At 69.3% G+C, this 12,829-nt stretch carries 15 protein-coding genes; 6 read left to right on the top strand and 9 right to left on the bottom strand.

Going from position 1 to position 12,829, the window contains the following annotated elements; genetic code table 11:
• The first annotated feature begins 18 nt into the window (after positions 1-18).
• Complete coding sequence (locus ACWH49_RS19985) at positions 19-879, top strand: alpha/beta hydrolase (RefSeq protein WP_448174371.1); 861 nt, start codon at positions 19-21, stop codon at positions 877-879.
• Positions 880-897: 18 nt separating this feature from the next.
• On the opposite strand, the gene ACWH49_RS19980 is transcribed toward ACWH49_RS19985, so the two are convergent.
• From ACWH49_RS19980 to ACWH49_RS19945, 8 genes are all read right to left on the bottom strand, one after another.
• Complete coding sequence (locus tag ACWH49_RS19980; RefSeq protein ID WP_448173056.1) at positions 898-1,338, bottom strand: type IV pilin protein; 441 nt, start codon at positions 1,336-1,338, stop codon at positions 898-900.
• A 14-nt stretch (positions 1,339-1,352) separates the two neighbouring features.
• Positions 1,353-4,688 (bottom strand): pilus assembly protein, encoded by a 3,336-nt coding sequence (locus tag ACWH49_RS19975; protein ID WP_448173055.1) that lies wholly within the window; start codon positions 4,686-4,688, stop codon positions 1,353-1,355.
• Positions 4,689-4,714: 26 nt separating this feature from the next.
• Positions 4,715-5,299, bottom strand: a complete 585-nt coding sequence (locus ACWH49_RS19970; RefSeq protein WP_448173054.1) for a pilus assembly PilX family protein — start codon at positions 5,297-5,299, stop codon at positions 4,715-4,717.
• On the bottom strand, positions 5,296-6,030 hold the full coding sequence (locus ACWH49_RS19965; RefSeq protein WP_448173053.1) for a PilW family protein: 735 nt from the start codon (positions 6,028-6,030) through the stop codon (positions 5,296-5,298). The genes ACWH49_RS19970 and ACWH49_RS19965 overlap by 4 nt, the downstream gene beginning before the upstream one ends.
• Positions 6,027-6,569, bottom strand: coding sequence for a type IV pilus modification protein PilV (pilV, locus tag ACWH49_RS19960; RefSeq protein ID WP_448174370.1), 543 nt, complete (start codon positions 6,567-6,569; stop codon positions 6,027-6,029). Before pilV ends, ACWH49_RS19965 begins: the two co-directional genes overlap by 4 nt.
• A gap of 5 nt (positions 6,570-6,574) precedes the next feature.
• A complete protein-coding gene (locus tag ACWH49_RS19955; RefSeq protein ID WP_448174369.1) occupies positions 6,575-7,150 on the bottom strand; it encodes a GspH/FimT family pseudopilin in 576 nt (191 codons plus the stop codon).
• A 194-nt stretch (positions 7,151-7,344) separates the two neighbouring features.
• Positions 7,345-7,908: a GNAT family N-acetyltransferase gene (locus ACWH49_RS19950; RefSeq protein WP_448173052.1), complete on the bottom strand. Its 564-nt coding sequence runs from the start codon at positions 7,906-7,908 to the stop codon at positions 7,345-7,347.
• 3 nt (positions 7,909-7,911) lie between these two features.
• Positions 7,912-8,295 carry a GFA family protein gene (locus ACWH49_RS19945; protein ID WP_448173051.1) on the bottom strand — a complete coding sequence of 128 codons (384 nt, stop codon included), beginning with the start codon at positions 8,293-8,295 and terminating at the stop codon, positions 7,912-7,914.
• Between the two features lie 64 nt (positions 8,296-8,359).
• On the opposite strand from ACWH49_RS19945, the gene ACWH49_RS19940 reads away from it, so the two are divergent.
• From ACWH49_RS19940 to ACWH49_RS19920, 5 genes are all read left to right on the top strand, one after another.
• Entirely contained in the window at positions 8,360-9,601 is a 1,242-nt protein-coding gene (locus ACWH49_RS19940; RefSeq protein WP_448173050.1) for a pseudouridine synthase, read from the top strand.
• Positions 9,598-10,089 (top strand): TspO/MBR family protein, encoded by a 492-nt coding sequence (locus tag ACWH49_RS19935; protein WP_448173049.1) that lies wholly within the window; start codon positions 9,598-9,600, stop codon positions 10,087-10,089. The genes ACWH49_RS19940 and ACWH49_RS19935 overlap by 4 nt, the downstream gene beginning before the upstream one ends.
• Before the next feature lie 63 nt (positions 10,090-10,152).
• Positions 10,153-10,515 (top strand): hypothetical protein, encoded by a 363-nt coding sequence (locus tag ACWH49_RS19930; protein WP_448173048.1) that lies wholly within the window; start codon positions 10,153-10,155, stop codon positions 10,513-10,515.
• Entirely contained in the window at positions 10,512-11,600 is a 1,089-nt protein-coding gene (locus tag ACWH49_RS19925; RefSeq protein WP_448173047.1) for a PHA/PHB synthase family protein, read from the top strand. Before ACWH49_RS19930 ends, ACWH49_RS19925 begins: the two co-directional genes overlap by 4 nt.
• Positions 11,597-12,190, top strand: a complete 594-nt coding sequence (locus ACWH49_RS19920) for an N-acetyltransferase family protein (protein ID WP_448173046.1) — start codon at positions 11,597-11,599, stop codon at positions 12,188-12,190. Before ACWH49_RS19925 ends, ACWH49_RS19920 begins: the two co-directional genes overlap by 4 nt.
• A gap of 12 nt (positions 12,191-12,202) precedes the next feature.
• Here the strand turns inward: ACWH49_RS19920 and ACWH49_RS19915 are convergent, their stop codons facing one another.
• Entirely contained in the window at positions 12,203-12,787 is a 585-nt protein-coding gene (locus ACWH49_RS19915) for a DUF1579 domain-containing protein (protein ID WP_448173045.1), read from the bottom strand.
• Positions 12,788-12,829 lie beyond the last annotated feature (42 nt).

Genomic DNA, 12,829 nt, shown 5'->3' with positions numbered 1-12,829 from the left:
GTCCGCACTCCGTTGGCGATGCCGAATGTCCTGACGACCATCCGCTGGCGCTGGCCGGCCCTGGCGCTGATCGCCGCAAGTGCCACCGCGGGCTGCGTCAGCCTGGACACCCAGCAGCGCAAGTGGATCTTCCAGGCGAGCGCAATCGCCGCCAGCGACGACGGTGCGCGCATCGAAGGCTTCGACGATGTCTGGATCAACCTGTCGGGCCGACCGGGCACCGCCGCGCCGCCGAAGCTGCACGCGCTCTGGCTCGACGGCCCGACGCCCGAGGCGCCGGTGCTGCTGTACCTGCACGGCGCCCGGCGCGACGTGGCGAGCAGCGTGTTCCGCATCCGCCGCATGCGCGAACTGGGCTTCGCTGTGCTCGCGATCGACTACCGCGGCTTCGGGCGCAGCACCGACGAGCTGCCCTCCGAGGCCAGCGTCGACGCCGACGCGCGCGCCGGCTGGGCCTGGATCGCCGCGCACCACCCCGGACGCGACCGCTACATCTTCGGTCACTCGCTCGGTGGCGCGATCGCGGTGCGGCTGGCAAGCGAAGTCGCCGACGCGAAGGGGCTGATCGTCGAGGGCACGTTCACGTCGATCCCGGCGGTGTTCCAGAGCATGAGGTGGGGCTGGCTGCCGATCACGCCGCTGATCACGCAGCGGTTCGATTCGGCCGCCCGCATCGGTCGCGTGAAGGTGCCGGTGCTGGTCGTGCACGGCGCCGAGGATTCGCTGATTCCGCCGGCGCTCGGTCGCGCGCTTTTCGAGCGCGCCACCGCGCCCAAGCAGTTCGTGCTGGTCGAGGGCGGCACCCACTACAGCACCAACGGGCGCGGGCAGGCGCAGTACCGGGAGGCGCTGCGGGCGCTGTACGGCCTCGGAGCGTGAGCGGGCGGCGCGACGCCCTCACCAGCAGCCGGATTCCGACGTGCTGTTGCCCTGCACGCCGAGATGCGTGAGCGTGTAGGTTCCGCACTTGTCCTTGGCCTGGTTGCCGAGCGGGACGGCGCTGGCGGCGAAGGTCGGCAAGGTCGCGGCGGCCGGCGTCGGCGCACTGACCGTCAGCTGGTAATAGGCCGCGCTGCCGGTCTGCACGTTCAGCGGGAACGCCGCGCCCGCATAGCCGAGCGCCGAGGGCACGGTCGAGTACTGGTTGTTCAGGCTGTAGAAGCGTTCCTGGCGTGCCGCCAGGTCGAGCAGCGCGTTCTTTGCGTCGGTGCGGCGCGATTTCAGGACGTACTGGCTGTAGGCGGGGTACGCGATCGCCGACAGGATCGCGACGATCGCGACCGTCACCATCAGCTCGATCAGCGTGAAGCCCGCGCCGCCGGATCGTTGCACTCGCATGGTCGGTCCCTGCCTCAGCGCAGCTGCGCCCAGTTGACGCGCGAGCCGACGCCGGTGGCACCCGGGTCGATGCGCAGCTTCTGCTTGTTGCCATCCTTGTCGACGAACAGCGCCACCGATTCGGTCTTGGTCGACAGCATCGTCAGCGTGCCCACACCGTCGAGCGAGACGCCGCTGGCCAGCGGCGAGTCCAGGAAGAACGACTTCGGCGTGGCGCCGCCGGTGGCGACCGACACCGCCATCGTCCAGCCGGACGCCGGCTGCGCGTTGCACGACAAGGCCTGCGACACGGCCGGTATCGTGGTGTTGACCACGAACACGCCGTTCACGAACACCGGGTTGTAGATCACCTGTTCGGTGGCGCTCGGCAGCGCCACGGTCCAGCCGTACTTCGCGCCGGTCCCGGTGCAGGCGGTCGTTCCGGCCCAGCAGATCGGCGTGCTGGTCACCGTGCGGGTCGGCGGGGTGGTCACCACGCTGGCCGCTGCGATGGTCTGGGTCTGCAGGGAACTCGCGGTGATGGTCTGCGGTGCCGTCAGCCCGAGGAACTGCCCGGTCGCCGGCGCGATCATGTTCCAGGCGCTCGTGTTCCAGTCCCAGATGCCATAGAGCGCCTGGCTGCCGCTGGCGTACGTGGCGGCGCTGGACAGGGTTTGCGGCAGCTGCTGGCCGGTGCCGAAGCTGACGATGAGCCGCGGCTTGGAGCCCGCGCCGCTGGACGGAACCGAGCTCACCTGGACCTTGGTCGTGATCGGCTGGCCGGCCGGCGTCTTGAACAGCGGGCCTGGCGTCACCGCCCAGCTGCCGGGGTCGGAACTCGTGAGGTCGAAGCGCCAGAGATTGCCGAACGCGTCGCCGGCGTAGACGTAGTCGGTGATGTGGTCGCCGTCGAGGTCGGCCGAGGTCACTTGTGCGATGCCGTTGCGGATCGTGACGCCGCCCGACGCGACCGGCCCCGCGCCTGTCGGCAGGTAGCGGAAGGTCCGGGCGCCGGTCGTGCGGTTCACCAGCATGATGTACAGGCCCGCGTCGCCGTTGCTGCTGTTCAACCCGTTGCCGAACAGCACTGCCCAGTCGCCGTTGTGCAGGCGGCGGATCAGCGGGATGCCGACGGTGCTGCCCAGGCTGCTGCCGCAGGCGCCGGTCACGCAGGCGAGCGTGCTGCTGGTCCACTCGCCCATCACGATCGACGCCGCGTTCGTCTGGCTGAACTGGCTCGGGTCGGTGATGTCGAGCGCGAACAGAATGCCGTTGGCGACCGACGTGTTGTTGCCGATCGGCCCGGTCGCGTTGCCGCCGTAGCCGGTCCCGCCGACCAGCCAGGTGTGCCAGGCGCCCGCGTAGAACAGGTCGCCGGTGCCCGGTGTCGCGTCGACGAAGAAGTTGTGCGAGTACTGGGTGTTCGAGAAGTCGAGCGCCGGCGTGGTCGAGTGGATCGTCGAGAGCACTGCCGCCGGCATGTACGCCAGCAGCTCGCGCCCGTCGTTCGTCGCCGCGCTGGCGTTGAACGACCCGCCGCTGTAGAGACCAGCGCGGAAGCCATGCAGGAAGCCGTCGTTCGCGCCGACGTAAACCAGGTTGGTGCGCCCGGCGCGCGCGCTCGCACCCGCCCACGCGGCATAGCTCGTCTCCGCCGCGGTCGCCGACGGGTACAGCGCATCGGCCCAGGTGATCGCATACGGCGAATTCGGCGGGCCGACCCAGATCGGGCTCGAGTTGACGATGTCGCCGAGCACGCTGCCTCGCGTGCGCAGCGTTCCGGCGTTCGCGACCTCGTTGCTGCGATCGCCGCGCAGGTAACGCAACCGCAGGTCGGTGGACGACGCATCGCCGGCGCTCAGCGATGCCTGCTGCGCGGTCGTCAGCGACGCCCACTCGAAAGCGGCACCGGCCGCGCCGTTCCAGGTGAGCATCGCGCGGTCGCCCGACGCCTGCGCCGCGCCGGAGGTCGCGCCGGTGGCGTTGCAGGCGCCGCCGGTCAGCACGCAACTCGCATCCCAGTTCGGCGTGGTCGCCAGCGAGATCGCACCGGTCGTGCTGTTGACGTTGATGGTGGTGGAGGTCAGCCCACCCGAGGCATTCAAGGCCGAGTAATACGCCGCGTAGGCCTGGTTGCCCTGCTGCGTGCGCCCGTTCGGCGGGCTGTTGGCGCCCGCGGAGCCGTTGGCAGCGGTCACCGGCGCGGCCTTGAAGCAGGTGATCTCGTGGACGTTGCTGCCCCAGCCGGTGCCGGCCGAGAAGCCGAAGCGGAAGTTCGCGGGCAACGGTCCGTTGGACGCGGTGATCAGCTTGTCGGTGAGCACCGGGTTGGACGATCCGCCGTTGACGCTGTAGCCGAAATTGAGCAGGCCGTTCTGCGTGATCTTCAGCGTGTAGGTGATCGGGGTCGCGTTGCCCCGCGTCGGCATGTTCGTCGCCTCCTGGTTGTAGAGGCTGACCGTCGACGGCAGTTGGCTGCCCGCCAGGTAGGGATAGTTAAAGGCCAGCGCGGTAGTCGTCTGCCTCGGCTTGCTGCTGTTGCTGTAGTCCCAGACGAAACCGGTCTTGCACGTGTCGTGGACCGCCGCCATCTTGTTGAAGGCGCTGAGGTTCCCGGGGTAGTAGGTCGGGTAAGCGGCATTCAGCGTCGCCCAGTTGGTGCTGCCGGCGCCGCGCAGGCTGATCCGGCCCGGCCGCACGCCGGGCACCGGGCCGAGCGCGTCGGTCGCGCCGGTGTGGGTGTTGTCGTTGGCGTTGGAGAAGCTGCCGAACTCGTCGATGCCGATGCCGATGTAGCCGCCGACGACGCCGTCGTAGACCGCGTTGCCGTTCGAGCATGAATACCCGAGGCTGCCGCCGAGCGCACCGACCGAGATCGGTCTCGGCGACGCCGCGGTACCAGCGTCGACGAGGAAGAAGCCGATGCCGTCCGCCCCCGAGGCCAGTCCGGTGTCGCCGATGAAACCGTTGCCGCCGTAGGTGACCGTCGTGAATGTGACCTGCAGTCCCTGGCTGGACGGGAACATGAAGTTCGACACCACCGCTCCGGTCTGGGAATTGCCGTTCGTGCCCGTGGTCGTGTCGCCATTGGTCAGTCGCAACGCACCGCTGCCCACCGCGTCCGGCAACCGACCGCTGACGCCACCGACCTGGGTCTTGCCCGAGTAATAGGGCAGACCGACGCAAGCGGGGATGGTGCCGGTGTTGTTGCCTGCGGTGAGGCACGCGCCGTTCAGTGCCTTCCAGTTGTAGCTCGACGCAGCCCCGGTCAAGGTGTCGTTGATGACGAGCTGGGCCCGCGCGGGTACGCACAGGGCGAGGCTCAGCAGCGCGATGACGCCGCCGATCCCATGCAATCTGGAGTTCATCATGGTCTTCTGGGGGACATACCGGTTCACTACAAACCTCCGAGGTCTCTGGCGGCCGTCTGCAGCTTGTAGGTGCTTTGCACCACGCTCATGGTGTCGGCGCTGCCGCCGCCGCTGAACGCGCTGACCTGGTACAGCGTGCCGGTGCCGTCCGGCGTCAGCCCGATGTACGAGACGTACAGGCCGGGTGCCGCCTGGTAGTTCACGTCGCCGTTGCTGCCCACGCCGCCGCCGGCGGCGATGTTCATGCTGGTCGACGGCTGGTAGGTGGTCCATGCGGCCCACGGCGTGGTCGCCGGCGCGCTCAGCGGGTTGGAGCACACGGCCAGCGCGTTGATCGGGTTGTTCTGGGTCGAGCAGACCACCGAGAACGCGCCGCCGCCGCCGGTGGAGAGCCACCATTCGCCATACTCCAGCGCGCCCTGCGCCGCCTCGAAGGAGCGCTCCTTGTCGCGGGTGCCGCCGGCCGTCCTTTCCTGCAGCCCGACGCCGCGCACCATCGCGAGCGACAGCAGGATGATCGCCAGCAGGAACAGCAGGCCGACGATCAGGATGACGCCGCGGCTGCCGGCGCGGGAGCCGCGTCGGGAGGGGCGAAGCGGGTGGCGTCTCACAGCGCCCCCATCACGCCGATGTTCTGCACCCAGGTCGCCGAGCCGGTGGCCGCCGCGCCGACCTGGGTGGCGTCGAACTGGCTCGCGAAGGTCAGCCGCACCTGGACCGACTTGACCTGGCCCCACAGACCGGCGGCGGTCACCGCGGAGGCGGACAGGTACTTGTCGATGTTGCCGCTGGCCGAGCTGTCGGTGCCGTAGAGCACCGTCATCCCGGAGACGTTGTTGACCAGCGCCACCGGTGCGTTGCCGTTGACCGCGCATTGCAGCTGGTTGCCCGCATTGATCGTGAAGACGTTGGTCACGAGCAGATTGGCGCCGCCGCTGTTGACGCTGCCCTGGCAGTTCATCAGGCCGTCGCCGCTGGCGCTGACGAAGCGGATGCCGAGCGCGTCGCTGGCGCCGTCGGCGCCGGTGGCGCCGGAGATGCCCTGCCCGGCCGCGAACTGGACCGGCGACTGCGGGTTGTCGTCCACCGGCAGCGCGTCCGTCGGCATGCGCATGCTCGGGTCCGGGTAGTAGCCGGCCAGCTGCACCTCGGTCGTCAGGATCGAGATCCCGAGGCGCTCGTTGTCATGCAGGTTGGCCAGCGCATCCTGGGCCAGGAACGCCGACTTGGCATTGACGAAGATCGCGCCGAGCGCCAGCGCGACGAACAGCCCGATGGTCAGCGCGACCATCATCTCGACCAGCGTCACGCCGGCCTGGTGTCGAACGCGGCCGGGCCTCATGGCGAGACGAACAGCGTGAACGTCGGCGTGCCCGTCTGGGCGGCCTGCGCGCTGGCGGTGTTGGTCGCAACGTACTTCTCGCTCCAGCTCAGGCTGATCTGGCAGGTCACCGGGGCGGTGGTCGAACAGGTCACGGTGCCCGAGTAGGTGGGAAGTTGCGTGCTGAGGTTGCCGGCCCAGGTCTGGACGTCGAGCGCGGCGATCTGCTCCGGCGTGCACGCCGGCGCGGTGCCGGTACAACTGCTCTCGGGCGCGGCGCTCAAGACCCCGCCGGGATCGGAGACCGTCGTTCCGGCGACCGTGAAGCTGGTCGGCGCCTTGCCGCTGGCCCAGTACGACGGATTGGCGTGCATCGCCGCGGCCAGGCTGCCGGCCTGCAACGACAGCAGCGATCGCACCCGCGAGACCTGCGTGTTCGACACCGAGGCGGCCTGCAATTTGGAAACGCCGAGCACGCCGATCGCGACGACCACCAGCGTCACCATCACTTCGATCAGCGAAAAGCCGGCCTGCGCGCCGGACCGCCGGCGACGCGTCATGCGGTTCACGTGCACGATCCGCTCCCGCCCGGCTGCACGGTCTGCTGGCCGACCTGGTTCAGCAGCACGCATTGCGTGGAAGTCGTGCCCGAGGTCGATGCGCGGGCGATGAAGTTGAACGGCCCGGCGCCCAGATTGGACGCGAGCCCCATGCGGCCGAACGTGACGGCGGTCAGCGTCGGGGCCGCGGCGAAGGTGTCGCCGCCGGACCACCCCTGGCGGCGCCGCAGAATCACGTCGGCGCCGTCGATCGTGGCGGAGGCGTTCTGGTCGTAGAACACGATCCAGCCGTTCTGCCAGCTGTTGTCGGACAGGCACGTCGTGCCGTCGGTGCTCGGGCAGATGCTGACCGCCTGTCCGCGTTTCATCGCCTCCGAACGAGCGAATTTCAGATCCATCCGAAAAGTGCTGATCTGACTGGCAACCCGATTTCTTTGGATCATGTCGCGCAACGGTGGCGCGGCCAACGCCAGGCAGACGGCGATCAGCGCGACGACGGTCAGAACTTCGACCAGACTGAAACCGCGTGACGGGAGATGCTTAAAAGCACTCGGTGACTTGGAAATTTGGTTGCGTGACATCGACAACGAGGAGCCATTTCATGGAATGTGCAAATCGTATCGACGATGTATCAATACACGCTCGTGCGTATTGCACGCGCGCCGGTGGAGCGCCGGGCGTCGACGTGCAAATTTGGCGCTTGCCTACGGCGCAACAGCGAGGGCTTTCTTAGTTTGCATTTGTTGTCATTTTTGGAAATGACAACTTGCAATGCTCACGCCGGCAACGTCAGGTTCACGTCGTCATCGGCCAGCAGTCCGAAGACCCGCGTATCGTGCGCCACGCCCTTCGTCACCCAGCGGCGGCGCAACGTACCTTCGTGCACGAAACCGATCTGGCTCAGCAAGGCGCACGACGCCTCGTTGAGCGGGTTGACCTCGGCCTCGATGCGCCGCACGCCGACCGAAAACGCGTGAACGCACAAGGCCTGGATGGCCTCGCGCATCAACCCCTGACGCCAGTGGCTGCGGCCGAGCACGTAGCCGAGTTCGACGCGCGCACTGCCCTCGTCGAACTTGAACAGCAGCATCGTGCCGACGACCTTGGCGTCCGATGCCCGTTCGAGCACGTACTGCTGCGCGGTGCCGGCCGCGGCCAGCGCGTCCATCCGCTTCAGCCACGCCGCGGCGTCGTCCAGCGACTGCCAGTGCGCATAGGGCAGGTAGCGCGTGGTGTGCGGGTCGCCATTCACCGCCATCAGGTCCGCCAGGTCGGACGCCACGATCGGCCGGATCAGCAGGCGCGCCGTGCGGACCGGGGCGATGAGGGGAAACGGCATGGCTCAGCGTGGACCGGGCCGGTCGTCCCAGGTGAACGACCTCCAGGTGTCGGCACCGTCGAGCAGCCGGATCGGGACGTTGCCGATGACGGCCGGGTCGAAGTTGCGGATGTTCACGCCCATGCGCCGGTAGCGCACCGTGTCGATCGGCTCCCAGTGCGTGGTGCATCCGCAGGTGCGGCAGCGGATGGTGCGCAGCGTGCGATCGCCCTGCACATAGGCGTCGGTGTGCGCCCGGTGGCCGATCACCTTCACGGATTCGATCGGGTAGTAGGCCCACAGCGTGCCCAGCCGCCGGCAGATCGAGCAGTTGCAGTTCGTCAGCCGGCGCGGGCGGCGCGGAATCTCGATGCGGACAGCGCCGCAGTGACACGTGGCGGAGAGCATGGCCCGAATCGTCGCACATCTGCCGGCGCCGGCAGGCACCGGACGACCATGCTCCAATCGCGCCATGGCCACGATCAAACTGAAGAAGCCCGCCGGCACCGGCGGCGCCGCGCCTGCCCCGGACCGCCCGCCGGTGCGCGGCGTCGGCGCCGGTGCGAAGGGGGCGCGACCGACGCTCGCGCAGGCACAGGCACAGCGCGCAGAGCGCGAAGCGCGCTACCAGGAGCAGCTCAGGCAGCGCTTCGGCGAACGGCCGCCCGAGTCGTTCACGCGTCGTGGCGAGGGCGCGCCGACTCCGCCGCGCCCTGCCCCGCGCGCGGCGCCTCGGTCGGCGCCGCCGCAGCGCGGCGCGAATACCGCATTCGGCAGCCGGGCCGAGCCCCGCGGCACCGAGCGCCCGCCGGCGCCCGCGCCCGGCCGATCGCCGGCGCAGCGGCCTGCGCCCCGCGTGGAGCCACGGCCGCCGGCGCGCCCGCCGGGCCGGCCCGATCCGCGCGCAGCGCGTCGCAGCCCCCGCGACGACGATGACGACGACCGCTTCGAGCACACCGAACATGCCCCGGGCAGCATGCGGCTGTCCAAGCGCATGAGCGAACTCGGCATCGCCTCGCGCCGCGAAGCGGACGAGTGGATCGCCAAGGGCTACGTGCGGGTCGACGACCAGATCGTCAGCACGCTCGGCTCGCGCGTGCTGCCGCACCAGCGCATCACGATCGACGCCAAGGCGAAGTTCCAGCAGGCGCAGCGCGTCACCGTGCTGATCAACAAGCCGGTCGGCTATGTCTCGGGCCAGGCCGAAGACGGCTACGAGCCCGCCGTCGTGCTCGTCACCCCGGACCGCCTGTGGCGCGAGGACCATTCGGGCACGCGCTTCCTGCGCTCGCACCTGAACCACCTCGTGCCGGCCGGCCGGCTCGACATCGATTCGGTCGGCCTGCTGGTGCTGACCCAGGACGGCCGGATCGCGAAGCAGTTGATCGGCGAGGACAGCGAGATCGAGAAGGAGTACCTGGTGCGGGTCGCGTCGGTCGATCCGCGCGGCCTGTCCGACGCGGGTCTTGCGCTGCTGCGCCACGGCCTGGAACTCGACGGCGAGGAACTGCGGCCGGCGCATGTCGAATGGGTCAACGACGACCAGCTGCGCTTCGTGCTCACCCAGGGCAAGAAGCGGCAGATCCGGCGCATGTGCGAGGCCGTCGGCCTGCAGGTGCTCGGCCTCAAGCGCGTGCGGATCGGCAACGTGATGCTGGGCGACCTGCCGACCGGGCAGTGGCGTTACCTGCGTGCGGACGAGCGTTTCGAATGAGCGACGGCTCCGCCGCGCGCTGGGGTGTTCCGGCGCTGATCGTCGTGGCCACGGCCGCGACCGCCGCGCTCGGCGCCGCCGCATCCATCGACGCACAGGCCTACTACGCCAGCCTTCGGCAACCGGCGTGGGCGCCGCCCGCCTGGCTGTTCGGTCCGGTCTGGACCGCGCTGTACCTGATGATGGCCGCGGCCGCCGTCCTCGTCGTGCGCCGGCTCGGTCTGCCGGCGGTGCGCCCTGCCCTGGCGCTCTATGCGCTGCAGCTGGGGCTCAACGCGCTCTGGACCTGGCTGTTCTTCCGCTGGCACCAGGGCGCGCTGGCCAGTGCCGAGGTGTTGATGCTGCTGCTCGCGATCGTGCTGACGGCACGCGCGTTCTGGCGCGCCCGGCCGCTGGCGGGCGGGCTGCTCGTGCCCTACCTGGCCTGGGTCGCGTTCGCGAGCGCGCTGACCGTGTCGGTCTGGCGACTGAACCCGACGATGCTGTGAACGGGTGAGCGCCTCGGGTATTCGCTAGCGGCGCGGGCGGCGGATTCTGTCGAAACTCGGGCCATGACCGAACCCGTTTCACTCGACCCGTTCGCCCTGCTGCGCGGCCTCGTTTCCCGGCTCGAAAAGGGCATCAACACGCGGGCCCACCCGCTGATGCAGACCGACGCCTTCGCCCGCAACGCCAACCGCGCGATGGGTGCGGCGCTGCTCGCGAAGAAGCTCGCGAAGGACCTGACGCAGCGCTACTTCGAAGTGCTCAACGTGCCCAGTCGCACCGACGTGCTCGCGCTCGGCGACCGCGTGCAGGCGCTCGAGGACCGGCTGATCGAGATGCAGCACACGCTGGACCAGATCGCCGGCCGCGAGGCGCCGCGCCGCCCGGCGCTGCCCGCCCCGACGCGCACCCGCAAGCCGAGGCCATGAGCAGCGCCGCGTCGAAGTCTGCCGCCACCGCTTCGATCGCCGCGCGCATCCGCACCGAGGTCGACCGCGCACTTCAGCGCGGCATCAAGGGCCTGGAGTACATGTCCTCCGGCGGCCCGGCACTCGGCGTGACGCCGCGCGACCTGCTCCAGCAGCGCGGCACGCTGGCGCTGTACCACTACAGGCCGATGACGGACGAGATCTACCGCGTGCCGCTGCTGCTGGTGATGGCGGTGACCAACCGCGGCTACATCCTCGATCTGGCGCCCGGCCAGAGCCTCGTCGAGTACCTGCTGAAGGCCGGGTACGACGTGTTCGTGATCGACTGGAACGCCCCGCGGCCGGACGAGAAGCACCTGCGCCTCGAGGACTACGTGCAGGATTTCATCCCGGACAGCATCGCCCGCGTGCAGCGCGCCAGCGGCGTCGACGACGTCACGCTGGTCGGCTACTGCATGGGCGGCCTGCTGTCGACGCTCCACACGGCGCTGAATCCGAAAGGCCCGGTCAAGAACCTCGCGGTGTTCACGACCCCGATCGATTTCAGCGCGATGAAGCTGTTCTCGAGCTGGAGCGACAGGCGCCACTTCGACGTCGACAAGCTGGTCGACACGCTCGGCAACGCGCCGCCCGAGATGATCTACCGCTCGTTCGACATGCTGCGGCCGGCCGACAGCATCGCCGGCAAGGTGCAGCTGCTGGACAACCTGTGGAACGACGAATTCGTCAAGGGCTACCGCATGTTCGACCGCTGGGCCAGCGACATCCTGCCGCTCCCCGGCGAGTTCTTCCGCCAGACCACGAAGGAGTTGATGTGGGCCAACAAGCTGGCCACGAACCAGCTCGTGCTCGGCGGCAAGAAGGTCGACCTCGGCAAGATCAAGGTGCCGGTGTTCCACGCGGTCGCCGAGCACGACCACATCGTCCCGTACGACGCGGCCCGGCCGCTGGTCGCGATGGTCGGCTCCAAGGACAAGGAAGAGGTCGTGCTCAAGGGCGGCCATGTCAGCGTCGTGGCCGGGGCCCATGCCGTGAAGCGGCTGTGGCCTCGCCTCGACGCCTGGTTGGGAAAGCGATCCACATGATTTCAGGCACACGTTCCTATCCCCGCAGCGTTTCCAGCGGCGGCGGCCCCGTCGAGTTCCGGCTGCTGACGGCGGACGACGGCGACGCCGTCCTCGCGTTCGCGCGCACCCTGTCGGCGCACGACCTGCTGTTCCTGCCGCGGGACATCAGCCAGCCGAAAGTCGTCGGCGCGTGGATGGACGCGACGCGCGACGGGCACATCGTCACCGTGCTGGCGATGCGCGGCCATGCCATGCTGGGCTGCGCGACGCTGGTCCGCGACGAGTTGTCCTGGTCGCGGCACGTCGGCGAACTGCGCGTGATCCTCGAGCCGGCGTCGCGCGGTGTCGGGCTCGGCGGCCAGCTGACGCAGGAGATCCTGGCGCTCGCGGTCGAACTCGGCCTGGAGAAGCTGACCGCGCAGATGACCGTGGACCAGCGCGGCGCGATCGGCGTCTTCGAAGGCCTGGGCTTCCGCGCCGAGGCGCTGCTGCACGATCAGGTGAAGGACCGCGACGGTCGCACCCACGACATCGTGATCCTCAGCCACGATGTCGCGAAGTTCCAGGCGCAGATGGCGGCCTACGGGGTGACGCAGGCGGTCGAGTGACCGAGCGGCGCGCTACTTCGGGCTGACCGCGTCGCCCGCCGGCCAGGTGGTGTCGCCGAGGCGCTTCAGGCGCATCTCGAAGATCCGCAGCGGCGGCTGGCCGGCGACGATCCGGTCGCCGACCTCGACGAAGTCGTCGCCCTTCACGACCGCGCTGTAGCGGATCGTCGCCTGCGGCCCGGCCGGGATCTCCCAGACGTAGCCGTCGCTCGTCGGCGTGATCACGAAATCCCCGGCCATGCCCATCGCATGCGAGTGGAACCGATAGGCCTTGGTGTTGACGTCGTACGAGATCGTCGCGAACGCATTGAAGCTCGGCCGCCCGTCGGGCTCGTAACCCTTGCCCTCGATGACCTTGATCGAGCCGTCGAGCATCGGGCCGATGCGTTCGGTCTGCGTGATCTCGTGCTTGGTCCCCGACGGCAGCAGCGTCCAGGCCGGCCCGCGCCAGGCGCCGTCCATGAACGCCAGCGCCTTCATCGCCTCGCGCTGCGCCGCGATCAACGCGGCCGAGTCCGGCCGCCCCTGCGCGAGCGCGGTCGAGGTGCTGCCGAGCGCGAGCACGGCGACGACGAGGTAAAGGCGGAAGGCGTGCATCGGGTTCTCCGGTTGTCCTGGCCCCGTCGATGATGCCAGCGA

Source organism: Rhizobacter fulvus, assembly GCF_964020785.1.
Note: the sequence above shows the minus strand (reverse complement) of the source record. Positions and strands in the feature narration are given on the sequence as shown.